At 38.1% G+C, this 26,122-nt stretch carries 22 protein-coding genes; all 22 read right to left on the bottom strand.

What is annotated here, in order from left to right; genetic code table 11:
• Positions 1-67 precede the first annotated feature (67 nt).
• Positions 68-523 carry a YlbF/YmcA family competence regulator gene (locus QNH17_RS09025; protein ID WP_283878352.1) on the bottom strand — a complete coding sequence of 152 codons (456 nt, stop codon included), beginning with the start codon at positions 521-523 and terminating at the stop codon, positions 68-70.
• A 1-nt stretch (position 524) separates the two neighbouring features.
• On the bottom strand, positions 525-2,069 hold the full coding sequence (gene miaB / locus QNH17_RS09020) for a tRNA (N6-isopentenyl adenosine(37)-C2)-methylthiotransferase MiaB (RefSeq protein ID WP_283878351.1): 1,545 nt from the start codon (positions 2,067-2,069) through the stop codon (positions 525-527).
• Positions 2,070-2,255: 186 nt separating this feature from the next.
• Entirely contained in the window at positions 2,256-3,122 is an 867-nt protein-coding gene (locus QNH17_RS09015) for a 2-oxoacid:ferredoxin oxidoreductase subunit beta (protein ID WP_283878350.1), read from the bottom strand.
• A 3-nt stretch (positions 3,123-3,125) separates the two neighbouring features.
• Positions 3,126-4,862, bottom strand: coding sequence for a 2-oxoacid:acceptor oxidoreductase subunit alpha (locus QNH17_RS09010; RefSeq protein WP_283878349.1), 1,737 nt, complete (start codon positions 4,860-4,862; stop codon positions 3,126-3,128).
• A 485-nt stretch (positions 4,863-5,347) separates the two neighbouring features.
• The gene (gene spoVS, locus QNH17_RS09005) at positions 5,348-5,608 is read right to left on the bottom strand and encodes a stage V sporulation protein SpoVS (RefSeq protein WP_026566505.1); all 261 of its coding nucleotides are present in this window, start codon (positions 5,606-5,608) and stop codon (positions 5,348-5,350) included.
• 365 nt (positions 5,609-5,973) lie between these two features.
• On the bottom strand, positions 5,974-6,771 hold the full coding sequence (locus tag QNH17_RS09000) for a TIGR00282 family metallophosphoesterase (RefSeq protein ID WP_283878348.1): 798 nt from the start codon (positions 6,769-6,771) through the stop codon (positions 5,974-5,976).
• Between the two features lie 113 nt (positions 6,772-6,884).
• Positions 6,885-8,444 carry a ribonuclease Y gene (rny, locus tag QNH17_RS08995; protein WP_098571727.1) on the bottom strand — a complete coding sequence of 520 codons (1,560 nt, stop codon included), beginning with the start codon at positions 8,442-8,444 and terminating at the stop codon, positions 6,885-6,887.
• Positions 8,445-8,769: 325 nt separating this feature from the next.
• The gene (gene recA, locus QNH17_RS08990) at positions 8,770-9,813 is read right to left on the bottom strand and encodes a recombinase RecA (RefSeq protein ID WP_144549118.1); all 1,044 of its coding nucleotides are present in this window, start codon (positions 9,811-9,813) and stop codon (positions 8,770-8,772) included.
• Positions 9,814-10,083: 270 nt separating this feature from the next.
• The gene (locus tag QNH17_RS08985; protein WP_283878347.1) at positions 10,084-11,337 is read right to left on the bottom strand and encodes a competence/damage-inducible protein A; all 1,254 of its coding nucleotides are present in this window, start codon (positions 11,335-11,337) and stop codon (positions 10,084-10,086) included.
• 35 nt (positions 11,338-11,372) lie between these two features.
• On the bottom strand, positions 11,373-11,957 hold the full coding sequence (pgsA, locus tag QNH17_RS08980; protein WP_283878346.1) for a CDP-diacylglycerol--glycerol-3-phosphate 3-phosphatidyltransferase: 585 nt from the start codon (positions 11,955-11,957) through the stop codon (positions 11,373-11,375).
• Positions 11,958-12,008: 51 nt separating this feature from the next.
• On the bottom strand, positions 12,009-12,905 hold the full coding sequence (locus QNH17_RS08975) for a helix-turn-helix domain-containing protein (RefSeq protein WP_283878345.1): 897 nt from the start codon (positions 12,903-12,905) through the stop codon (positions 12,009-12,011).
• A gap of 21 nt (positions 12,906-12,926) precedes the next feature.
• Positions 12,927-13,715 carry a DUF3388 domain-containing protein gene (locus QNH17_RS08970; RefSeq protein WP_283878344.1) on the bottom strand — a complete coding sequence of 263 codons (789 nt, stop codon included), beginning with the start codon at positions 13,713-13,715 and terminating at the stop codon, positions 12,927-12,929.
• 171 nt (positions 13,716-13,886) lie between these two features.
• Positions 13,887-14,144, bottom strand: coding sequence for a DUF3243 domain-containing protein (locus tag QNH17_RS08965; RefSeq protein ID WP_098571722.1), 258 nt, complete (start codon positions 14,142-14,144; stop codon positions 13,887-13,889).
• Positions 14,145-14,226: 82 nt separating this feature from the next.
• The gene (gene ymfI / locus QNH17_RS08960) at positions 14,227-14,949 is read right to left on the bottom strand and encodes an elongation factor P 5-aminopentanone reductase (protein ID WP_283879465.1); all 723 of its coding nucleotides are present in this window, start codon (positions 14,947-14,949) and stop codon (positions 14,227-14,229) included.
• Between the two features lie 67 nt (positions 14,950-15,016).
• The gene (gene yfmH, locus QNH17_RS08955) at positions 15,017-16,309 is read right to left on the bottom strand and encodes an EF-P 5-aminopentanol modification-associated protein YfmH (RefSeq protein ID WP_283878343.1); all 1,293 of its coding nucleotides are present in this window, start codon (positions 16,307-16,309) and stop codon (positions 15,017-15,019) included.
• A complete protein-coding gene (gene yfmF, locus QNH17_RS08950; RefSeq protein ID WP_283878342.1) occupies positions 16,310-17,590 on the bottom strand; it encodes an EF-P 5-aminopentanol modification-associated protein YfmF in 1,281 nt (426 codons plus the stop codon).
• Between the two features lie 196 nt (positions 17,591-17,786).
• Positions 17,787-18,746 (bottom strand): ABC transporter permease, encoded by a 960-nt coding sequence (locus QNH17_RS08945; protein ID WP_283878341.1) that lies wholly within the window; start codon positions 18,744-18,746, stop codon positions 17,787-17,789.
• Between the two features lies 1 nt (position 18,747).
• On the bottom strand, positions 18,748-19,794 hold the full coding sequence (locus QNH17_RS08940; protein WP_283878340.1) for an ABC transporter permease: 1,047 nt from the start codon (positions 19,792-19,794) through the stop codon (positions 18,748-18,750).
• The gene (locus tag QNH17_RS08935) at positions 19,787-21,322 is read right to left on the bottom strand and encodes an ABC transporter ATP-binding protein (RefSeq protein ID WP_283878339.1); all 1,536 of its coding nucleotides are present in this window, start codon (positions 21,320-21,322) and stop codon (positions 19,787-19,789) included. The genes QNH17_RS08940 and QNH17_RS08935 overlap by 8 nt, the downstream gene beginning before the upstream one ends.
• Before the next feature lie 205 nt (positions 21,323-21,527).
• Positions 21,528-22,607: a BMP family lipoprotein gene (locus QNH17_RS08930; RefSeq protein WP_283878338.1), complete on the bottom strand. Its 1,080-nt coding sequence runs from the start codon at positions 22,605-22,607 to the stop codon at positions 21,528-21,530.
• An 87-nt stretch (positions 22,608-22,694) separates the two neighbouring features.
• On the bottom strand, positions 22,695-23,420 hold the full coding sequence (locus tag QNH17_RS08925) for a GntR family transcriptional regulator (protein ID WP_283878337.1): 726 nt from the start codon (positions 23,418-23,420) through the stop codon (positions 22,695-22,697).
• 297 nt (positions 23,421-23,717) lie between these two features.
• Complete coding sequence (locus QNH17_RS08920; RefSeq protein ID WP_283878336.1) at positions 23,718-26,066, bottom strand: FtsK/SpoIIIE family DNA translocase; 2,349 nt, start codon at positions 26,064-26,066, stop codon at positions 23,718-23,720.
• Between the last annotated feature and the right edge of the window lie 56 nt (positions 26,067-26,122).

Below are 26,122 nucleotides of genomic sequence, written 5' to 3'. Positions count from 1 at the left end.
CTGGTCAGTGGGGAAAATAAATGTAAGGAAAAAATAAAGCCAGGCTCTAATAAGCCTGGCTGAATTCTTAATGTTCGTGATCGCAATCGTCGTGGCCGTCACAAGATCCGCCGCCATTTTGCATGCTAGAACCAGTTTCTCCTAATAATACATCGCCGCCCGTAGAAATGATGATTTCATCGGTAACCGTATTTGAAATGGTTGAAGCAATAATTTGAAGCAATTCGTTTACATCTAATTGTGATTGTTTGAACTCCTGTACCACTGGAATTTCATCTAATTCTTGCTCAATCGAAGCAATTTTATCTTCAACCTTTTTTAAGGCTTCAGGTTTACCATAGTGCTGAAGATTTACAGCTTGCTTTTGTAAGCCTTTAATATCCGAAATTAAAGTGTGAACTTTCTTGTTTTCATTCAACTGTGCTTCTGCTCGCTTAAAGAAGTCAACCTCTTCTGTTTCTGCAATCATTCGAGCTAAGTCTGTTGCACGTGCAACGATATCATCTTTTGTATATTTCGCCACTTTACTTCACCTCTGCTGGTTCGAATTTCTCTACGATTTCTCCGTTTAATGACCATGTTCTTGCTTCAGTTATTTTAACCTTTACAATTTTTCCAATCGCTGATTTCGGGGCAACAAAGTTTACAAGCTTATTCCTAGACGTATATCCTGCTAGGACATCAGGATTGTTCTTACTTTCCCCTTCAACAAGGACATCGACGATTTGGCCTTCATGTTTTTTCATCGCTTCTAAGGAAAGCTCATTCACAAGGGCATTTAAGCGCTGTAAACGTGCTTTCTTCACTTCCATCGGAACGTTATCCTCCATTTTTGCTGCTGGAGTACCTTCACGTGGAGAATAAATAAAGGTATATGCTAATTCATAACCGACTTCACGGTAGAGTGACATTGTTTCTTCAAACTGCTCATCCGTTTCATTCGGGTAACCAACAATAATATCTGTGGTTAACGCAACATTAGGAATGGCCGCTTTAATTTTTCTTACTAGTTCTAAATATTGTTCTCTAGTATATTTACGTGCCATAATTTTTAATACATCAGTAGAACCTGATTGGACTGGTAAATGGATATGGTCCATTAAGTTGCCGCCTTTAGCAAGCACATTAATTAAACGATCATCAAAGTCACGCGGATGGCTTGTTGTGAAGCGAATTCTCGGAATATCAATTTTTCGTAATTCATCCATCAGTTCACCAAGACCATAGGAACCATCTTCTAAATCTTTTCCATAGGCATTTACATTTTGACCAAGCAAGGTAACTTCTTGGTAACCCTGTGCAGCAAGATGACGAACTTCTTGAATAATTTCTTCAGGCCTGCGGCTTCTTTCTTTCCCACGGGTAAATGGAACGATACAGTACGTACAGAATTTATCACAGCCGTACATGATGTTAACCCATGCTTTAATATTCCCACGGCGGACTTTTGGAAGGTTTTCAATAACATCCCCTTCTTTAGACCATACTTCAACAACCATCTCTTTTGACATGTATGCCTCATTCAAGATATGTGGTAAACGGTGAATATTATGGGTACCAAAAATCATATCAACCTGGTGGTAGGTTTTTAGAATTTTGTTAACAACAGATTCTTCTTGTGACATACATCCACAAACACCTAATAGTAAGTCAGGCTTTTCTAATTTTAATGACTTTAAATGACCTAGTTCACCAAACACTTTATTTTCAGCATTTTCTCTAATTGCACATGTATTTAATAAAATGACATTTGCATCTTCAGTGCTGTCAGTGGGTTCATAGCCTAATGCTAAAAATATTCCTGCCATAACTTCCGTATCATGCTCATTCATTTGACAGCCATAGGTACGGATATAAAACTTTCGACCCTGGCCCATCCCACGGAATTCTTCTGGAATCGCAAAGTCATTATGGTACTTTACATCTTCTTTCCCACGTTTCTTAGCATCTTTCAATGATGGTGCAGTAATTACTTGTTCAAAGTACTTGCTGTAATCCTTGGCGGATTTTTTGTCCGAAGAATTAACAGACTCGACTTGCGTACCTTCTAAACGTTGTTTTTCATTCATTTGTTCAAATACCCCTTTCTATCCATATTACAATTTCATCTATTAATTTTTTAAGATTATAATCTTGTGCAACAATGAATTTGAAAATCCAGACATTATCCACACATTATAATAGTATAAAGGTTTACTGGCTTGAAAACAATAGAAAATCCCGTAGGCTAAAGCCACGGGATTCTCTATTATACATTAAATAAATTCAGATACTAATTTATCAAAATAATTTTGATCTAGGTCAAGATTTGCTTTGGCTAAAGGCGTCTCAGAATAGCCAGTGATTAATTCTTGATAAGACTTACGCTCTGTATTTTGATAAATAAGTCCTGTAACAAGACCATTATGTTTCATTAATGTCTGCATGGCCTCTTCGCGATTTGAAGGGTCATAACCTTCGACATCACTAAGCTTAGTTAGATTTTCTTTAAACCAATCATATGTGTTTACCTTATTATAAGTGACACATGGACTGAATACATTAATTAAAGAAAATCCTTTGTGTTTAATTCCTGCTTCGATTAATGCTGTTAAATCTTTTAGGTCTGTAGAGAAACTTTGCGCTACAAAGGTTGCTCCAACAGTCAAAGCCATTTCCATCGGTGAAATTGATTGCTCAATTGACCCCATTGGCGTTGATTTTGTTTTAAAACCCGTTGCTGAACGAGGAGAAGTTTGACCTTTTGTTAAACCATAAATTTGGTTATCCATTACGATATAAGTAATATCGACATTACGGCGAATGGCATGAATGGTATGCCCCATTCCAATTGCGTATCCATCCCCGTCACCACCAGAGGCGATAACAGTTAGGTCACGATTAGCCATTTTCACACCTTGTGCTATTGGAAGTGAACGGCCATGAATTCCATGGAATCCATAAGAATTAATGTAACCTGAAATCCGACCAGAACAGCCGATTCCAGAAATTACAGCAAGGTTTTCTGGCTCTAAGCCAACATTCGCTGCCGCACGTTGCATTGCCGCTTGTACGGAGAAGTCGCCACAGCCAGGGCACCAGTTCGGTTTTACATTGTTTCGAAAGTCTTTAAAAGTGGCCATGATTTAGAACAACTCCTTACATTTTGTATATACTTCGTGTGGTAGGAATGGATTTCCGTCATATTTAAGATGCTTTGTAATTTTTTCAGCATGTCCTACATTCATTTTCATAATATTCGCTAATTGGCCAGTTGCATTGTTTTCCACAACTACAACTTTCTTAGCAGAACGAACAAGTGGAAGAACTTCGTCCGTAGGGAACGGATGAATTAGACGGATGTGCGCATGATTGACTTTAATGCCATCATTCTCTAAACGTGTCATTGCTTCTTCAATAACACCCCGTGTTGAGTTAAATCCTACAAATAAAACATCCGCATCCTCGTGCTTAACATTTTTATATACAGGAGTATCAAAGCGAATATTTTCGATTTTGCGGAAACGCTTATCCATTTGTGCATTCCGGTTTGCAGCAGATTCAGATGGTTTACCAGTCTCATCGTGCTCAACACCTGTTACATGGTGAATACCATTCTTCATACCAGGGATTACACGTGGAGAAACTCCATCCTCTGTTACTTCATAACGTTTGAAGTACGCATTATTTTCATTAGCAGGTATTTCATCTGTTACCAATTTCCCACGTCTGATTTCAACCTTGTCATAGCTTAATGGTTCAACGGTTTGTTTACCCAAAGATAATTGAAGATCAGATAAAATAATGACAGGACATTGATACTCTTCAGCTAAATTGAATGCCTCAGCAGTATCATAGAACGCTTCTTCAACTGTACTAGGAGCCATGACAATTTTCGGAATCTCACCATGTGTTCCATAGATCATTGCCATAAGGTCTGATTGTTCTTGTTTAGTTGGTAATCCTGTTGAAGGACCGCCACGTTGCGTGTCAACAATTACTAACGGAGTTTCAGTAATACCTGAAAGTCCAATTGCTTCCATCTTTAATGATAATCCAGGTCCGGCAGAAGCAGTAATCGTACGTACACCGGCGTAGTTAGCCCCAATTGCCATTGTACAAGCAGCAATTTCGTCTTCTGTTTGAATTACTGTACCACCTAGTGCAGGTAACTTTTTAATCAAATATTCCATAATTTCAGATGCAGGTGTAATTGGGTATGCTGCCATAAAACGGCATCCGCCGGCAATAGCTCCAAGTGCAATAGCATCGTTACCAATCATAAACATCCGTTTTTTGCCGTCAGCCTTTTCAAGTTCCATGGTTTGGATACCTGAAGCAAGATTTTCCTTCATTTTTTCAAAGCCAGCTTTGATTGCATCCATATTCTTTGCAACTACTTGGTCGCCTTTTTTGCCAAAAATCTCACGAACTACTACTTCAAATACATTAATATCTAAGTCTAATACGGCAGAGGTTGCACCGATTGCTACCATATTCTTCATTAAAGAAGTTCCAAGTTCAGTAGCAATTTCAGTAAATGGTACCGCATACAATGATGCTTGCGTATCATCAGGTTTCTTTGGTGAAAATTTTGCATCAGCAAGGATTACACCATTACTGTGTAGTTCTTTGTAGTTTAAATCAATCGTTTCTTGGTCAAATGCTACTAGGATATCTAGGTCATCAGAAATTGAACGCACTTCTGTCGTACTTACTCTGATTTTGTTGTTTGTATGACCGCCCTTAATACGTGAAGAAAAGTGACGATAACCATACAAGTAATATCCCAGGCGATTCAGTGCAATTGCAAAGATTTCCCCAGTACTTTCAATACCTTCCCCTTGTTGTCCTCCAACTTTCCATGAAAGTTGATTGATCATGACTTACACCCCTTTGGATATGTAAAAATTAAGTAGAATAAATTGATTCATTTATTAGTTTAGCACTATTCCGAGTATTTCACTAGAAATTAGCCTATGATTACAAAAAGACTAAAAAATGTAACTTAAGATATGTACTAAACGCTTACAATTCTAGACCTATGCACTAAAAATTGCAACCCTTTAAAGCGAAATATTGTCTAAAATATGAATATTTTTTTATTATTTGAAACATACTTCGATTCGATAATGTCGACTGCTCTAGAAACATAAATCCTCCTCATTATATGGCAATTTTCCTTATATTTATTCTTCATACGAATATCTAATATTTATATTCTAGAATTCATCATAGTCTATCTTAGAATAATGTTTATTTCATTCATTGTATGATTTTTGACTTGAAGCTAAAAAATACCTGCTTGATTATACAAGCAGGTAGTATTAATTAATATTTGTTTTTTCTTGTCAAAAGTCTATCTCTTTCAACGCGGTTCTACAATTAGTTTGATAGCTGTGCGTTCTTCCCCGTCAATTAAAATATCGGTAAACGCAGGGATACAAATTAAATCAACTCCGCTAGGTGCTACAAATCCTCGAGCAATCGCTACTGCCTTAACGGCTTGATTCAATGCACCCGCCCCAATTGCCTGTATTTCCGCTGCACCTCTTTCACGCAGAACCCCGGCAAGCGCACCAGCTACAGAATTAGGATTAGATTTTGCTGAAACTTTTAATATATCCATTTCTAGCTCCTCCTTAGAAAATCCCGATCCCGCATGAGCAGTTTCATGAACAAATCAGGTTATAACATTCCACTGCTACTATATTCAGTTGTAAAATAACATATTCCGGCTTGGACAAAAAAAAAGCTCCAGCGCCTAGGAGCTGGAGCTAAACTAATAGCAAAATCAATTTTCTTTTTAAGTATTTGCTCTGTTTAAATTTGCCTGTTGATTTCCGCTCCAGGCGCTTCGCTTTCCGCGGGCGGTCCGGGGAGCCTCCTCGTCGCTACGCTCCTGCGGGGTCTCCCCTGCCCCGTCCTCCCGCAGGAGTCTTCGCGCCTTCCACTCCAATCAACAGGGTGCCAAACAATAAGATTTATCACAGCCTAAGAATAAAACGGATGATCGTCGTTTATTAATATAGGTTGTATTTTTTTTGTAAATCCTGTTTTTCGGTCTAACTCAATAACAACTGCACTAAGCTGATTTCTTCCTCCTGCAGCTACTTCAAATCGAACTGGCAGGCTTGTAAGGAACCTTTTAAGAACAGCCTCTCTCTCCACCCCTAGAATGCCGTCATACGGACCAGTCATGCCCACATCGGATAAATACCCTGTGCCATTTGGCAGAATGCGGCTATCGGCTGTCTGAACATGTGTATGCGTCCCCACTACCGCTGATACTCTCCCATCCAAGTACCATCCCATTGCCTGTTTCTCGCTTGTTACTTCCGCATGAAAATCCACAAAAATATACGGGGTTCTTTCTCTGGCAATTTCAATTAATTCGTCTGCCTTTTTAAAGGGGCAGTCCAATGGTGCCATGAAAGTTCTCCCTTGCAAATTAATGACGGCAACTTCTAAATCATTTACTTTAAAAAACGCCATTCCTTTTCCTGGTGTTCCTTCAGGAAAATTCGCTGGTCTAACCATATTTTTGGCTGAACCAATAAACTCAAAGATCTCACGGTTATCCCACGAGTGGTTACCAAGAGTTACAGCCTGCGCACCATATCCTAAAAATTCACGATAAATTTTTTCAGTAATTCCTTTACCGCCAGCTGCATTTTCCCCATTTATAATGGTAAAATGCGGACGATATTTTTCTTTTAATTTTGGCAAGTATTCCTTTACCATATCACGGCCTGGTGACCCTACAACATCACCTATAAAAAGTAGATTCATTTTTATTCCTCTCATCAAGAAAAATTGTTAATGTTTTAATTGTATCACATTCAAACTTTATTTAATCGAATAAGCACTCCCCCAAAAAAATAAAGCGGTGCATGTGCACCGCTTTATTTCGCATATTCAACAGCCCGCGTTTCTCGGATAACTGTTACTTTAATGTGTCCAGGATAATCAAGTTCTTCCTCAATGCGCTTACGAATATCTCGCGCTAATCGATGAGCAGCAAGATCATCAACGGAATCAGGTCTAACAATAATACGTACTTCACGTCCTGCTTGAATGGCAAAAGATTTCTCTACACCTTCATAAGACTCAGAGATTTCCTCTAACTTTTCAAGACGGCGGATATAGTTTTCAAGCGTCTCACTACGTGCACCTGGTCTTGCAGCTGATAATGCATCAGCAGCAGCAACTAAAACAGCAATGATAGACGTTGGCTCTGTATCCCCATGGTGTGATGCAATACTATTAATGACTACAGGGTGTTCCTTGTATTTTGTTGCTAGTTCAACACCAATTTCTACGTGGCTGCCTTCCACTTCATGGTCAATCGCCTTCCCAATATCATGAAGCAAGCCCGCACGACGTGCTAAAGTTTCATCTTGACCCAATTCAGCAGCAAGTAATCCAGATAGCTGTGCTACTTCCATTGAATGTTTCAAGACGTTTTGACCATAGCTTGTACGGAATTTCAAGCGGCCAAGAATTTTGATAAGATCTGGATGAAGTCCATGAACACCCACTTCAAAGGTGGTTTGCTCACCAACCTCGCGAATATATTCATCCACTTCGCGACGAGATTTTTCTACCATTTCCTCTATTCGTGCTGGATGGATACGCCCGTCTTGAACTAATTTCTCTAGTGCTAAGCGAGCCGTTTCGCGGCGAATAGGATCAAAACCTGATAGAATAACAGCTTCAGGAGTATCATCAATAATTAAATCAATTCCTGTTAACGTTTCTAGCGTACGAATATTTCTTCCTTCACGGCCAATAATACGGCCCTTCATTTCGTCATTTGGCAGGTTGACGACAGAGACAGTCGTTTCCGCAACATGGTCAGCAGCGCAACGCTGGATTGCTAGCGAAAGAATTTCCTTCGCTTTCTTGTCTGCTTCCTCTTTCGCACGATTCTCACTTTCCTTAATCATTATGGCAGTGTCATGGGTTAATTCCTGCTCCATTCTGTCGATAATGATGGCTTTCGCTTCCTCGCGCGTTAAGCTTGAAATTCGTTCGAGTTCAGTTTGTTGTTTTCGTACCAACTCGTCCACTTTGCTTTCCATCTCTTCAATATGCTGTTGTCTTTGGTTTAGAGAATCATCCTTCTTTTCTAAAAGATTTTCACGCTTGTTTAACGTTTCCTCTTTTCGATCTAAATTCTCTTCTCTTTGCAGTAAACGGTTTTCTTGTTTTTGCATTTCATTTCTTCGTTCACGAACCTCACGTTCTGCTTCTGTACGAAGCTTGTGAATTTCATCCTTTGCTTCTAGCAAAGCTTCTTTTTTCAATGAATCAGCATCACGTTTCGCATCTTCAAGAATCTGCTCAGCAGCATTCTTTGCACCTGCTACTTTTGCTTCAGCAATGGATTTATGAACAAAATAGCCAACAACGGCACCGACGATAAGGCCAAGCAAAATGGAGATGATAGTAATTAAATCCAATCGTTACACCTCCTCTTGCTATGAACTTTTGTTACATTTTTTAAGTGTCGGCATGTACATTGTTTAGACTCAACATACAGCAAGCACCAAGGCTTTTTTCGGATTGTAATAATACCAAAAATGTAAAATATACATGTTAATTGTAAAGGTGGGAATATTCATTGTCAAGGCTTAGTCCTATTGGCTTTTTGAAATATTTAGAATAGGACATCATTTTTCAATCCACAGGCCAAAATCTATTTCATTTTTATGATTATATAATTGTAAATAAAATATATTTTGTAAAAAAAGAGCAAAACCATAATTAGCTTTGCTCTTACATTAATTAATCAATTAATTCAAATTGTTCATCATCGTCTGTTTCAGTTACAAACTTTTCACCGTCTAAGCCATAATGTTCACGGATTTTCGTTTGAATCTGGAGACGAATATCAGGGTTTTCCTTTAAGTACAGCTTTGCGTTTTCACGGCCTTGACCAATTCTAATATCGTTATAGGAATACCATGAACCGCTCTTTTGAACGATATCTAATTCGGAGCCTAGATCAACTATCTCGCCTTCCTTAGAAATCCCTTCGCCATACATAATATCTACTTCTGCTGTACGGAAAGGCGGAGCAACCTTATTCTTTACGATTTTAATTTTGGTTTTATTCCCAACAATGTCAGTTCCTTGCTTCAACGCTTCCGCACGGCGCACTTCAAGACGGACTGTTGAATAAAACTTTAACGCACGACCACCAGGTGTGGTTTCAGGATTCCCGAACATTACACCAATTTTTTCACGGATTTGGTTAATAAAGATTGCGATTGTCTTAGATTTGTTGATCGCTCCAGATAGTTTACGAAGTGCCTGTGACATTAGACGTGCTTGTAAACCAACGTGAGAATCTCCCATTTCCCCTTCAATTTCCGCTTTTGGAACCAGTGCGGCTACAGAGTCAACGATAAGAATATCAATGGCTCCGCTTCGTACTAATGCCTCCGCGATTTCAAGTGCTTGTTCACCCGTATCAGGCTGTGATAATAATAACTCATCAATGTTAACACCCAATTTTTGGGCATAGGTTGGGTCAAGGGCATGTTCAGCATCAATAAATGCGGCTTGTCCACCATTTGCTTGAACTTCAGCAATTGCATGTAAAGCAACCGTTGTTTTACCAGAGCTCTCAGGGCCATACACTTCAATAATACGGCCTCGAGGATATCCACCCACTCCAAGCGCTGCATCAAGTGCTAATGAGCCGCTTGGACTCGTTAAAATCTTCGTGTCCGTCTTTTCTCCCATCTTCATGACGGAACCTTTACCAAATTGCTTTTCTATTTGCTTTAACGCCATTTCTAAGGCCGCTTTACGATCATTACTCACGAATCATTTCCTCCCTTATATATAAACACAAGCTAATTGCTATAATCTATTAAATTAATTCCTATAAATAATATAACCGCTTTTCGAATATTTGTCGAGTAAAAAAACGAACATTCATTCGTTTATTTTCAAAGCAACTTTGATGTAATTTTAGGTAATTCTCTATCCTTTTTGTAAATTTTTGCGACTTTGGTTAGCAGATAAAGTTAGGTTCATCCACTGTCTAACTTTTCCGAATATCCAAATCTATTCAAAAAAAGTCACAGAATACTATTTAGCATTCTGTGACTCTTTTAACAATTGTAGGAGAAAATGGCATCCATATTTTACGGCACGACCGCGGTTTGCTTCTCTGGTTCCGCCAAGGATAAGTTTTTCAACAATGGTTGGCTTTCCCTTTATTGCAATCCCAATAAATACAGTACCAACTGGCTTGCCCTCAAGTTCTTCAGGACCTGCTACACCAGTAAAACTAATCCCAAGATCCGTTTTGAATAATTTGGTCGCATTTTCAGCCAGTTCCCTAGCACATTGTTCACTTACTGCACCATGTGTTTCAAGCGTTTCTTGCCGAACTTTTAAAATCTCTTGTTTTACTTGATTTGAATAGCAGACAACTCCACCTGTGAACACGGAGCTTGCACCTGAAATGGAGGTCAGCCCCTGTTGGAACAGTCCACCGGTTAAACTTTCAGCCGCAGTAATTGTAAGTTTTCGTGTCTGTAAGGTCTTCATTACTTCTTCCAGAAGAGAAGTTTGATCATATCCATAAAAAAATGAACCTACACGCTGATTAATGGTATTTTCTAGATTATCGAGCAGTGACTGAGCTATTTTTCCATCTACATGCTTTGCAGTCAGCCTCAATGTAACCTCCCCATCCCCAGCGAGCGGAGCGATCGTTGGATTGCTCTGAGCATCAATTAAATCCATGATCTCGGTTTCCAAGGCAGCTTCACCAATTCCAAAAAACCTTAACACCCTTGAAACAATTACCTCTTTAGCTAGGTTTGCTTTAGAAAGTGCCTGACACCCGTATTGACTAAACATCGGTTCAAGTTCCTTAGGCGGGCCAGGAAGCAGCATATAGGTGTGGTCCTTAGCTTCAATAACCATTCCTGGAGCCATTCCATGATCATTTGGAAGAATATGTGCCCCGCTTAATACAAGTGCCTGTTTTCGGTTATTTTCTGTCATTACACGATTTGTTCGTTTAAAGTACAATTCTATCGAAGTTAACGCATCCTCATCAATTACAAGTTCTTTTCCAAGGTGGCGCGCAATTGTTTCCTTCGTTAAATCATCCTTTGTTGGTCCAAGGCCACCCGTAAAGATAATAAGATCTGCACGTTTCTCAGCTAATTCAATTGCCGATTCCAATCTTTCAGGATTATCACCAACTACCGTATGAAAAAAGACATTAATCCCAAGATTCGCCAATTGCTGAGACAAAAATCGTGCATTCGTATTTACAATTTGACCGAGCAATAACTCCGAACCAACTGCAATAATCTCAGCGTTCATCGTAATCATCATCCTTTCTTCTTAGTAAGTAAAGCTTACTTTGAATTTTTAAGGACATGACTATTTTTTGCAAAATAATCCCATCCAGACCAAATCGTAAAAATTAACGCTACCCACAATGCCACGATATCAAAACGAAATGGAATCATTGCAAAGATAATATTATGTAATAAAAGTGCTGAAATGGCGACAATTTGCGCCCATGTTTTAATTTTCCCAAGCATGTTAGCCGCAACAACTTCGCCTTCCCCTGCAAGCAAGAGACGTAATCCTGTTACCGCAAACTCCCTGCTAATAATAATAATCACGATCCATGAAGGTGCATAAACATCATTCAATTCAACGAGAACAATCAAGGCAGCCGAGACCAATAGTTTATCGGCTAGTGGATCGAGAAATTTCCCCATATTAGTCACAAGGTTATACTTTCGGGCATAATGCCCATCAACCCAGTCAGTTGATGAGGCTAAAATAAAGATCAATGCACCTACAAAATGGGTCACTGGAAGGTCAGTTCCCAGGAGATGCATGTCGCCCCAATCAAAAGGAGCGAGCATAACAATCAAGAATATTGGAATTAATAATATTCTTGATACGGTGATTCTATTCGGAATATTCATAGTTTTCCTCCGTTTTATTATTAAAAGCGAAAAATAGTCATCAACAGATGACTATTCGTTTTTCAGAACATATTGGATCGTTATGTTCTGAACATTTGCAGTCGCTGGCACTGCATACTCGAGCTTTTGATCATTTACAAAGATATCAGTATCAGCAGCATTTCCAATACGAAGAACAGCCTCGCTTTCTGCTGATAAATCCTCTGTTTGACTTTCATTATCACCTGATTTTAATAATCCCTGAAAAAAGGATTTCCCTTTTCCATTTTTAATACTAACCCAAGTCTGCCCTTTAGAAACCAACTTCACAACAAACTTGTCTGCATTTTTTAATTCATAGGTCGAATTCCTGCCACTGCTTTTAACAGCAGTAATTTCTTGTTTTGGTGTTTCTTCTACTGTTGTTTTCTGCTCTTTCTGCTCTGTAGTATCTTTCTTTTCTTCGGTGTCGTCCTTTTTATTCTCTTCTACTTTTTCTTTTTCAAGATTCTCCGATTTTACAATTTTAACCGGTTCATTTTCCTTATTAATCGATTCATTTGTATTATCACCCGCATGTTTATATACAAAATAATATAACAGGCTGGCAACTCCAATCACAAAAACACCGATTAAAACCTTGGGTAATATATCGAATATTTTAGAATTGCTTTCTGAAATCGATTTATGTGTTTTCACTCTGGACAATTGCTGTGGCAATTCGTCATTTAAGCTTGCAGGAATTTCACCTTTATAGGTTTCAAAAATTTCATCTGGATCAAGAGCTAACGCCTCTGCATACTGCTTAATAAATGCCCGAACATAAAAATTCCCGGGCATGCTTGCATAATTCCCTTCTTCAATACCTATTAAATACCGCTTTTGAATTTTCGTCATGGATTGTAAATCGTCCAAGCTTAATCCTTTAGCTAATCGGGCTTCTTTTAGTCGATTCCCTAATTCAGTCAACTGTTAACACCTTCCAATTTATTAAAAATCAAAATCTCCAAAATCAGATCCGGAGAACATATTATGTTGATCAACGACCTCATATGTAATCTCTTCTTCCGAGTCATTCCTAAGCTCAATAATATAATCAAAATCATCTAGTGTATATTCTGAGTTTTGAACAAAAATATCAGGATGCTCGATGACTTTTACGGACGGAAGTCGCATGATTTCACGGACAAGCTGCCAATGACGCTCATTAGCACGTCTGGTGGAAACAATTCCATCCAGAATAAATAGATTGTTTTCGTTATATTCATCCTCAATTAATTGATTTCGGATTGTTTGCTTTAACAAAGTGGAAGACACAAATAACCAGCGTTTATTTGCACAAACACTTGCAGCCACCAATGATTCTGTTTTTCCAACTCGAGGCATTCCGCGAATACCAATCAGCTTATGGCCTTCCTTCTTAAATAATTCTGCCATAAAATCAACTAATAAGCCAAGTTCATCCCTTACAAAACGGAAGGTTTTTTTATCGTCCGCATCTCTTTGAATATAACGTCCATGTCTTACCGCAAGCCTGTCACGCAGTTTTGGTTCTCTAAGTTTAATTAGTTTTATTGTGTCCATCGTATGTAAAATTGACTCAAGTCGTTTAATTTGGTCATCATCTTTTGCTAAAATGAGTAATCCACGACGGCCTTCATCCACACCATTTATTGTAACAATGTTAATAGAGAGCATTCCTAACAGTGATGAAATATCCCCTAACAGGCCTGGTCGGTTCTTCTGAATCTCATATTCTAAATACCATTCTTTTTTCAAGTAATAAACCTCCTTAAAAGAAGTTTCGACATTTTTTTTACAATTTCTTATCTAACCCCTATAATAAATGATTTTGGATGAAGATGAAAGTAAAAACAAAGATATTCCGCTCGTTAACGGAGATTCCTCAAAGAATGCATACAAAAAGAGAGGAGAAAGTCCTCCTCTCTTTTAACGGCTGCCGTTATTTTGAATCAATTTTACCATGATATTTGCAATTGCCTGTTGCTCTTCTTTATCTGCAACTGACCAAAGATCAGCAAGAATTCTTTCTTGTTCGTTTTTTGGCTCTACTTGGTTTGATAAATAATCACCAATTTGAAAAGCAAGGTTACTAATGGCTCCATCGCTCATACCCTCATTTTGTGCATGATGAAGACGATCGGCTAAGAAGTCCTCCCATTGTTTCCAATTATCTAAAACAGACATGGTTTTTTCCCTCCTTTAAATTAGTACAAGGTTATTTTGTGACGAAGTGGAGGGAACTATGCATTGGTTACTTTTGAATTTTTTAAGTATACCACCCTCCATTTATTGCAAGGATTTGTCCTGTCATGTAGGAAGAATCTTCGGAAAGCAAATATGCTACACTCCTCGCTATTTCTTCCGGTTGGCCCAATCTCCCCATTGGTATTTCATAAGAAAGCTGATCCACTTCTTCTGGTGCAAAACCTTCCATCATAGGAGTTACAATAGCTCCAGGGGCTATGGCATTTACCCGAATACCATTCATGGCAACTTCTTTACTTAATGCCTTAACAAATGCAATTTGCGCACCCTTAACCGTAGAATATGCCACTTCACAAGCCGCGCCTGTTTGCCCCCAAATTGAGGTAATCATCACAATATTTCCATTTCCTTTAGTAAGTAATTTCGGAAGAAGCTCTTTTGTGAGCATTAATGGCGTTAACACATGAACATTTAATAATGCTTCGGCTTCAGATTGTTGTAAATCTACAAGAAGTCCATACTGACTTTGGCCCCCGCAATGGATAATCGCATCTAACGAAAATATTTCTGAACAGACCTTCTTATATCCAATAGGGTCAGCTAAATTTGCTTGAATTGGAATATACTCCCCACCGTAGGACTCCAGTTTATTTATTAATTCCTTTATTGCCTGTTTATTTTTATGGTAATGCAGATACAAATGATAGCCTTTTTCTGCTAGGTTATACGCAATCGCTTGGCCGATTCCACCACTAGCTCCCGTTATTAATACATATTTCATTATGTTCCCACTCTCTTTATTTGAAACTTTTACACAGAAAAAGCGCCGGGGATACGACGCTTTCATGTATTTATTTTTTCTTAGGAATCACTTGACATACTGAAAACCGTTCTTCTGATATGACCTCTGATGCCAGTATCTTAACATCGTTTAATGTGATTTTTTCAAGTGTTGGAACCACATCAAACAAATTCATATCATTAAACGCGTAGCGCGTAAATTGATTAGCAATATATTCTGGCGAGTTTACCGCTCGAAGGAATGCACCAATCTTTTTCTTCTTCGCTCTTTCTAACTGTTCTTCATTAAATACAGTTTGATTCTTAGCATCAAGCAGCATTTTTTGAAGAGTATCCGCTAATTTATCAGGTTCTCCAGTGTCTCCGCCAATCATGGCAAAACCAAAGCCTTGTTCTTGGGTATAATCGAAAGAAAAAGTTTCATCAATTAGTCCATCATTATAGAGTTGATTGTAATTTTCCGAACTTTTCCCAAACAATAAATCCAATAAAACATTCATGGTTAATTCATTTTTCAACATTTCATTTCCGCTTTGATCGACATGGAGGGCTTTAATTCCAAGTAAACATTTAGATGTCTGCACATTCATTTCAAGTACCTGTCTTTTTTCAGCTGCCTCTGTCGGTTCATTTTCAAATTTACGCTGAATCTCAGGCATATCTTTGTATTCTTTTTTCGCTTGATTCTCTTTTACTTGATTCATAAAACTTTCTGGGTTAACAGGCCCGACAATAAATAATAGCATATTACTCGGATGATAGAAGGTATTATAGCATTCATACAGCCAATCTTTAGTAATATGGGAAATCGATTCAATTGTTCCAGCAATATCAATTTTTACTGGGTGGTTTTTGTAAAGATTTTGAATCAAACCAAAATATAAACGCCAATCCGCATTATCATCGTACATGGTAATTTCTTGCCCAATTATTCCTTTTTCTTTTTCAACTGTTTTTTCTGAAAAATATGGATCCTGAACAAAATCAATGAGGGTTTCCAGATTTTTTTCTACGTCAGAGGTGCTTGAAAATAAATAGGCGGTTCGAGTAAAAGAGGTAAACGCATTAGCCGATGCTCCCTGGCGGCTAAATTGTTGAAAAACATCTCCATCTTCTTTTTCAAACAGCTTATGCTCCAAGAAGTGAGCTATTCCATCAGGTACTTTAACATACTCTTCTTTTCCTAATGGAACAAATGTATTATCCACAGAACCATACTTTGTCGTAAAGGTAGCAAAGGTTTTATTAAATCCTTTTTTCGGTAAAATATACACATTTAGACCATTGGCTAGTTTTTCATGGTAAAGTTCTTCTTGAAGCTGGTCAAAACTAATTTTCTCCATTTATTTGCCCGCCTCCGTTCCTGTTAAGAAGTAGATGGTATCTACTTCGATTTTTTTAGCAACTGCGATGATTTCTTCTTTCGTTACATTTTGCATTTCTTGCAGCCATGTATCAAGATTAATATTTGCATCGGCCACAACATTATGATAAAGAATTTCAGTTAACCCTCTTGATGTATCGATCGTCTCGAGGATTTGATTTTGGATGACAGCTTTGGTTTGGACGAGTTCTTGGTCTGTAAAATCACCTTTCCTCATCGCCTCTAATTGATCATGAATTATTCCAACTGCCTGATCATAATTCTTTAAATCAATACCTGACATAACCATCATTAAGCCTTTATGACTTTCAAGACGACTTGCTGCATAATAAGCAAGACTTGCTTTTTCACGTACATTTATAAATAATTTAGAATGCGAGAACCCGCCAAATATACCATTGAACACTTGCAAGGCAAAATAATCTTGGTCCCCATAGACGATGTTTGTGCGATAACCAATGTTTAATTTCCCTTGTTTTACATCTTGCTGCTCTTTCACTTCATTTACTTGTCTATTCAAACTTACCTTTTCTTGTACTAATTTTTTCGGTGTTCTATCCTCAAACTTTAATAGATCTGATGCAAGTTGCTTTACTTCTTCTTCATTAACATCACCGATAATATATAAATCCATTTCATCCGTTAAAAAGGCGTTTTGATAATATTCATATAAATTCTCTGCCGTAATGGCATCAACATCTGCGGCATCCCCGTTTACTTCTAAGGCATAGGGTTCACCCTTACACATTTCTTGAATAAGGCGAACATTCGAGTAACGCATCTTATCATCAAAAACAGATTGAATCCTTTGTTTTTGTGTCCGTTTCTCTTTTTCTACGGTGTCTGGATCAAAAGCATTACCTTTAAGGTTTGGTTTTGTTAATATTTCTGCTAATAATTCAAACCCTTTTTTTAATAATGGACTTGGATCACTTAAGAATTTTTCATTGGCAATTTCGATTGAAAAACTCATGATATGGTATTCACCTTTTTTAGATAAATCAACAAAAAGTGTCGCGCCATATAACTCATCAAGATAGGACCGAAGTGCTGTGGTTGAAGAATATTTTGCTGAACTGCTTTGCAATACTTGTGGAAGGAGTGCTCGTTTGGTTACATCTTCTTTTGTAAGCGGGGCTTTCATTTTCCAGATTAAAGTATTCGTTTTATATTTTTCTGTCGGGATCACATGAAGTCTATATCCTTTAAGCTCCGTTATTTTTTCTGTAGCTGTTGCCACATACATTCCTCCTTAACTGTTCAAAGGGTTCTTTATTACAATATGTAAACATTTTTCTTTATATCATTTCCATTGAAAGAAAACCTATACTTATTACTATAATTTGGCAGGCTTGTATAATACAAGCGATATCACTTTATCTTCAAAAAAAAGATCCCCTGGTATATTAATCAGGGGTTCTTCGTTGTAAATGATATTATCTGCTGCCTTTAATGTAGTGAGTACCAGATGCTTTTGGTGCATCGGCACGTCCGATGAATCCTGTAAGTGCTAATATTGTTAACACATAAGGAGCTATTAACAAATATACGTTCGGAATTTCTTTTAGGAATGGTAAACTTGATCCAATGATACTAATACTTTGTGCGAAACCAAAGAATATTGCAGCACCTAATGAGCCAAGTGGATGCCATTTCCCGAAAATCATTGCCGCTAATGCCATGAAACCTTGACCACTGATTGTTGAGTGGCTGAAGTTAGATGTAATGGATTGTGCATATACTCCACCACCAAGTCCACCTAGAGCTCCAGAAAGGATGACGCCGTAATAACGCATTTTGGTTACATTAATCCCCATTGTGTCTGCAGCCATTGGATGTTCACCGACTGAGCGAAGGCGAAGTCCAAATGGTGTCTTGGCAACAATGTACCAAACTATAATAGCAACAAGGATGGCAAGGAATGATGTCCAATACGTATTTTGGAAGAAGATTTTTCCGATAACTGGAATATCTTTTAAAACTGGAATATCAATTTTGCTAAACCCTTTACTGATAATTCCTGTTTCACCTTTATCAAAAATAAGTTTTACCAGAAATAGAGTAAGACCCGTTGCAAGTAAGTTAATGGCAACACCAGAAACTGTATGGTCTGCACGGAATGTAATGGCAGCGACAGCATGTAACATAGAAAAGAATGCTCCTGCAACCATTGCTATTAAAAGGGCAATCCAAGGTGTAGCATTGCCAAATGTATCAAATGTAAATAAGTTAAACACAATAGCTGAAAATGCCCCGATAACCATTAAACCTTCAAGCCCAATATTTACGACTCCAGAACGCTCTGAGAATATACCGCCTAATGCAGTGAAGACAAGTGGAGCTGCCCATAGTAAAGTAGATGGAACAAGAATCATTAAAATATCCATAAAACTCAACTTACTTCACCTCCTTCTTACTGATTCGATCAAGAAATACTCTAATGAAATAACTAGATGCCACAAAGAATACGATTAAGGCAATGATGATATCAACCAATTCATTCGGTACCCCTGCTTCGAGCGGCATGTTTAATGCTCCGACTTTTAGAACTCCAAATAAAATTGCTGAGAAAAATACACCTAAAGCAGTATTACCACCAAGTAACGCAACGGCAATACCATCGAAACCAACGCCTGAGAATCCACCCTTAACTGCGGCATATTCGAAAGTACCTAGTCCTTCCATGGCACCCGCTAATCCTGCAAATGCTCCGGAAATAACCATTGAAAGGATAATATTTTTATTAACGTTCATGCCGGCATATTGTGCCGCATGTTGGTTAAAACCTACTGACCTTAATTCAAATCCTCTTGTTGTTCTTTCTAATAAAAACCACATAATAAAGCATGATAAAATTGCAAGTAGAATACCCCAGTGAAGACGTGAATAATCAGTTAGACTTTCTAACCATCCAGATCGTAAGGTTGCTGATTTATGAATAGGGCCGGAATTGTCCCCATGGTCTGTAATTACATTTCTAATTAGATAGTTCGATACATGTAAGGCTACATAGTTCATCATAATGGTAACAATTACTTCATGGACACGAAAACGAGCTTTTAATAAACCAGGAATAAATGCCCAAAGTGCACCTGCAACAATTGCTGCTAGGATAGCTAGCGGTAAATGAATAATACGCGGCAGATCAAAAGCTACCCCAACCCAAACAGCTGCAAGCCAGCCTACTAAGAATTGTCCCTCTACCCCGATATTAAATAAGCCTACTCGGAAAGCAAAGGCAACAGCCAATCCAGCTAATATATAAGGGGTAAACTGTCTAATTACTTCCCCGATATAATAAATATCTCCAAATGCCCCATTCCAAAGTGCTGTAAAGGCCGCTAAGGGATTGTATCCACTTACTAGCATAATTATAGTTCCAACCAGAATGCCTAATAGCACGGCAATAATTGGTGTTAATATACTTCTCACCCGTTTAGACATGTGTTCCTTCACCCGCTTCCTTTCTATTCGATCCAGCCATCAATAATCCAAGTTCCTGCTCAGTTGTTTCCTTAGGATTAACGACAGCAACAATTCTTCCCTCGTATATAACAGCAATACGGTCACTGACATTCATAATTTCATCCAATTCAAAGGAAACCAGCAAGACACCTTTGCCATTATCACGCTGTTCGATTAAGCGCTTATGAATAAATTCAATTGCTCCAACATCCAGTCCGCGCGTTGGCTGTGCTGCTATTAGTAAGTCAGGATTCCGATCGACTTCACGACCAATGATTGCTTTTTGCTGATTTCCTCCCGATAGGGCACGCGCCAAAGTATATTCACTTGGTGTACGAACATCAAATTCACTAATTAATGTTTTTGCTTTTTTATAAATTTCACCAAAGTTCAAGATTCCGTTTTTAGAGAATGGCTTCTTATTATAGGTTTGTAAAACCATGTTCTCACCAATCGGAAAGTTTAATACTAACCCATGCTTGTGACGATCCTGAGGAATATGACCGACACCAGATTCGGTAATCTGTCTTGGTGTCTGATTGATCAATTCTTTTCCATTTAGTTTCACACTGCCACTTTCAGACTTACGTAATCCAGTAATAGCTTCAATAAATTCCGACTGTCCATTCCCATCAACACCAGCGATTCCGACAATCTCACCAGCACGAACAGTAAGATTCAGGCCATTAACAACCATCACACCACGCGTGTCTTTTACAAGCAAATCCTTAATTTCAAGGACATCTTGTTTTGGTGATGCTTCTTTTTTATCAGTTTTAAAAACAACCTCACGTCCTACCATTAAGCTTGCAAGTTCATTTGGGTTTGTTTCACTTACTGTGACTGTTCCAATTCCTTTACCTTTTCGAATGACTGTACAGCGGTCTGAAACTTCCATAATCTCTTTGAGCTTATGGGTAATGAGAATAATAGATTTACCTTCTTTTATAAGCGTTTTCATAATTTGAATTAATTCTTTAATTTCTTGGGGTGTTAGAACAGCTGTGGGCTCATCAAAAATTAGAATTTCTGCTCCGCGATATAGCGTTTTTAAAATTTCCACACGCTGCTGCATTCCCACGGAAATATCGGAAATTTTCGCCTGCGGGTCGACAGATAATCCGTAACGTTCTGAAATTTCACGAACTTGCTGTTCAGCTTTTTTAATGTCGATTTTTCCTGCAGATGTAATTTCTCTTCCTAGAATAATATTTTCTGTAACGGTAAATGTGTCAACTAACATAAAGTGTTGATGGACCATTCCAATTCCTAAATCGTTAGCTATATTTGGGTTTGAAATGTTAACAGGTTTTCCTTTAACACGAATTTCACCTTTTTCTGGTTGATATAAACCAAAGAGAACATTCATCAAAGTAGATTTTCCCGCACCATTTTCTCCAAGCAAGGCATGGATTTCACCCTTTTTTAATTGAAGGGTTATGTTATCATTCGCAACGAAGCCATTAAACTCTTTACGGATGTTAAGCATTTCAATTACATATTCCATCTTTTCTCACTCCCTGTGATAAGGTAAAAGGAAAAATTGACCAGAAGTAGTAAGAGGTCAGACCTTTCCGAATTTTAAAAAAACAGGGAATCCCTCCCCACTGTAATCCTAAATGAAAGGTAGAATGACCATTCTACGCTTCAGTTAAGATTCATTAAAAAGGAATAAGCGAGCAGGTATGATGTCCCGCTTATTCCACACAAAATTATTTTGCACTAAAGTTCTTTAATTCATCACGAGTTCCTGGAACTTTTACCGCACCAGACTTAATCTTTTCAATCCATTCTTTTACAGCAGCTTCGATTTCCGCTTTTTTATCTGCTTTCGCATTGACTGGTGCTAAGCCTACGCCATCTTCAGCTAATCCATAAACGATAGATTTGCCGCCAGGGAAGTTTCCATCCATTGCTTTCTTTGATAAATCTTGAACTGCAACGTCAACACGCTTAAGTGCTGAAGTAAGAACCACATCTGGACCCATGTCGTTTTGATCACGGTCTACACCGATAGCCCAAATTTCTTTACTTGGATCTTTTGCTTTTCTGTCAGAAGCTTCTTTGAAAAGTCCGTTACCAGTACCACCCGCTGCGTGGAAAACTACGTCTGCACCAGAAGAATACATTTTAGAAGCAATGTTTTGTCCAAGTTCCGCTTTATCAAATGCCCCAGAATATTGAACATCTACTTTTACTTCTGGTTTTGCAGCCTTAACACCAGCTAAGAATCCAGATTCAAAACGTTCAATAACAGGGATTTCCATACCACCAATGAATCCTATGTGGTTAGATTTTGTTTGAAGAGCTGCTGCTACACCAGCAAGGAAGGCAGCTTCTTGCTCTTTGAAAAGAACGGTTGCAACGTTTGGTTGTTTAACTTCAGCATCGATGATCGCAAAGTGTGAATCTTTTTGTTGTTTCGCGATTTCCTCAACAGCAGCCTGCATTAAGAAACCAATTCCGTAAACTAAATCAAAGTCTTGACGAGCAAGTGTGTTTAAGTTTGTAGAATAATCAGCATCAGATTTTGATTGAAGGTAATCATATCCGCCTTTACCTTTTGACATACCGTTATCTTTACCGAATTTTTGAAGACCTTCCCAAGCAGATTGGTTAAATGATTTGTCATCAACACCACCAACATCAGTAACCATTGCAACAGAGAATTCATTTTTCTTTTCTCCGCCTTTTGATGTTTCTTTGCCTGTATCACTTTTTCCACATGCTCCTAAAAGTGTACCAGCAGCTAGAACTAGTGATAAAGCCGTTCCAATTTTACGCTTTTTCACGGTATTGACCCCCTATGAATATGGATTGATTTAGTAAAAAAGTTTGTGTAGCAAGACTGATTGCGTTTTCAATCTGGATAAAAAAAATTAAATTCTTTTCCTTAAAACATGAAAACTAAACTTGTCTGCTTTAAAATAGTTTACCGAAAATAGGATAGGTTCATCCATTTCATCGAAATGCATTTGTTTTAAGACTAATAATGCAGTTTCTGGTTCGCATTCTAGAATTGGGGAAATTTTTTCATGATAGCCAAGTGGCTCAATTTGAGCAACCGCGTATGTAATTCTTCGGTTCGCTTCTTCTTCCAAAATATGGAAGATTGATTCTTCTGCATGGGAAAATGTTTCCGGCAGAATTCGTTTGGGTACTTTGTCGACACAGTAGACGACTGGTTCCCCATTGGCGGTTCTAACCCTCTCCATCACGAAAATCTCCTCATCAATAGAACAGGAAAAACGACGAATATCCTCTTCGGTAGCATCTTGTGTTGATGAACTAAGGAAAATTGTTCCTGGAGTCATTCCAGCTTGATTGATCATGGCTGTAACACTATTAAGTTGTTCTATCCCTGAAGTAAATAAAGGCTTTACGTTAACAAAAGTACCAACGCCATGGCGTCTAATGATAACATTTTCTTCTTCGAGGATTCTCAATGCTTCTCGAAGAGTTGCCCTGCTCACACCTAGCTGTTTGGCAAGATCAAACTCAGATGGTAATTTCTCTTTTTCTTTATATATCCCATCTGCAATATCTTGCTTCAGGTGATCGATAACTTGTAGGTATAAATGCCGGTTATCTGATTTTATAGACATGCTGCTTCCTCCAGCCTTTTCCTTAGACATCAGACATCTGATATCATTTCTACTAATCGAAATTTATATTAACACTTTTTTTTGAATAAATAAATAGCTATTTATAAATTTTGTCGATAATGGGTGAAGGTTATGTCACAATTGTTTCAGGGTAATTCTTCCTATATAACATTTTTGATATAGGGAGAAATTTCACCCGTAAAAATAGCCTTTATTATGATAATTTTCCTATCATAATAAAGGCATCATTTTATCTCAGTCTATCATTTACCGCTTCTATTAGTTTCTTCAAATAAATTATGAACTTTGTTCTTCTTTATCTATTGGTTTCGCCTGAAGGACTGCTCGTGGCTTACTGCCTTCATAAGGCCCAACGATCCCACGAGCCTCCATTTCGTCTATTAACCTTGCTGCTCTTGTATACCCAATACGAAATCGTCTTTGTAACATAGAAACAGATGCTGTTTGCATTTCAATAATTAAGTCAACTGCCTCTTCATAAATATCATCATCGACCGCGCCCGTTACTTCTGGGATATCATCTGGTATCATTTCATCCTGGTACTGCGCTTTTTGCTGTCCAATTACAAATTCTACTGTGTCCTCAACTTCTTGGTCTGAAAGGAAAGCACCTTGAACTCGAACTGGTTTAGATTCCCCAACTGGAAGGAATAACATATCACCTCTTCCTAACAATTTTTCAGCCCCCCCCATATCCAAAATCGTCCTGGAATCGGTAGCACTTGATACGGCAAAGGCAATTCTGGATGGAATATTTGCTTTGATTACCCCAGTAATTACATCAACAGATGGCCGTTGTGTAGCAATAATTAAGTGAATTCCTGCGGCACGGGCCATTTGTGCAAGTCGAGTAATTGAATCTTCTACATCTGAGGAGGCAACCATCATTAAGTCAGCTAACTCATCAACAATAACAACAATAAATGGTAACAATGGTTGTTTATCATTTTCTTCTAAGTTATGCCTTCTGACATGTTCATTATAGCCCTCAATATTACGTGTTCCTGTATGTGAGAACAAATCGTAACGCCTTTCCATTTCGCTTACAACTTTTTGCAAAGCTTGTGATGCTTTTTTTGGATTTGTTACTACCGGTGCTAATAAGTGTGGTATGCCATTATATACGTTCAATTCAACCATTTTAGGGTCAATCATCATTAATTTTACTTCATGAGGCTTTGCTCGCATCAATATACTAGTGATAATTCCGTTGATACAAACACTTTTTCCGCTACCAGTTGCACCCGCAACTAACAAATGGGGCATTTTATTTAATTCAGCTAAAACTGCCTCACCAGTAATGTCTCTACCTAAACCAATTAATAGTTTTGAGTCAGGTTTGTCATTTTGGGTTGCTTCTAATACCTCACGAAGTGACACCATTGCCACCTCTGAATTAGGGACTTCTATTCCAATTGCTGATTTACCAGGAATAGGAGCTTCAATTCGAATTCCTTTAGCAGCTAGTGCTAATGCTAAGTCATCACTTAGACTGACAATTTTACTAACTTTTACACCTACATCTGGATGAACTTCATATTTTGTAACAGCTGGTCCTAAATGTACTTGGGTTACTCTCGCTTTCACTCCAAAGCTCTGAAATGTTCTTTCAAGCTTTGCAGCATTTGCATGGATTTGTTCATATTCACCACTTTGGTCTGCTTTCTTAGGCAGACTTAACAATCGAAGTGGCGGCAACTCATAGTCAATATTCTCCACTTCTGTAAAAGTAATGGGCGGAATTGGATCTTCATTTTCTTCCGGTTTGCTTTTTGTTTGCTTCGTTTCTACTGGTTGATTTGTATCAATTACCTCTTCTACATAGGCCCTATCAGCGAAGCTTGAAATTATTGGCTCTGGTGAACTGATTTCTTCCTGAGGAGATTGTGGTTCTGTAGTTGACCTTGTCTGACGATTTTGTTCGTGATTTTCCTGCTCTTGTCTTCTTTGTGTAGTTCTTTCTGCTTTTTTCTCTTGCTTTTTTTGTTTCCATTCTGTCATATCAGTTTTAAACGCATCCCACTGACTTTTTGAAAAATCAACAAGAACCATCATGATTTTCCCAACAAAATCTCCAAATGATTTCCCAGTCAGTAAAATAACTCCAATTAAGATAAAAATAAAAGCAATAATTTTCGTTCCAGTCTCAGCAAATAAATAATGGAATAAGGCAAATAATACTGCCCCTAGCATTCCCCCGCCTAAATCGGTTGTGCTTGTTTCACCTCTAAGTTCCATCATAAACAGTTCCCATGTATTGCTGATGACACTGGGGTCTTTAAATTTCCCATTATTGGTTAGCAAATGAAAAAGGGTTACATGACTTAGGAGCAGAATCGCTGAAGTAATAAAGTACACTCCAACTAATTTAATATGGAAGAAAAAAGGAATATTGCGTTTCCACATTAAATAAACGCTTAATACCACTAGTCCCATTAAACTGAGCATATACCATTCACCCATCCAAAATCGGAAGAAGATCACGGTTGCTTTCCCTACTGCACCAAGTTTTGCTATCGATATGATTGCAACTGCTAAAATGGCCAATGCGGATAATTCAAATTGAACGGTCTTTTTCAAATGGTTATCTCTCTTTTTAGGTTGTCTTCTCTTTTTCTTTGCCATCTAATCACCCTGTGTTTATTATGGTATATCATTCCTTTACTATAAAACATCCCTTT

Source organism: Neobacillus sp. SuZ13, assembly GCF_030123365.1.
In the GTDB taxonomy this organism is placed as follows: Bacteria; Bacillota; Bacilli; order Bacillales; family Cytobacillaceae; genus Neobacillus.
Note: the sequence above shows the minus strand (reverse complement) of the source record. Positions and strands in the feature narration are given on the sequence as shown.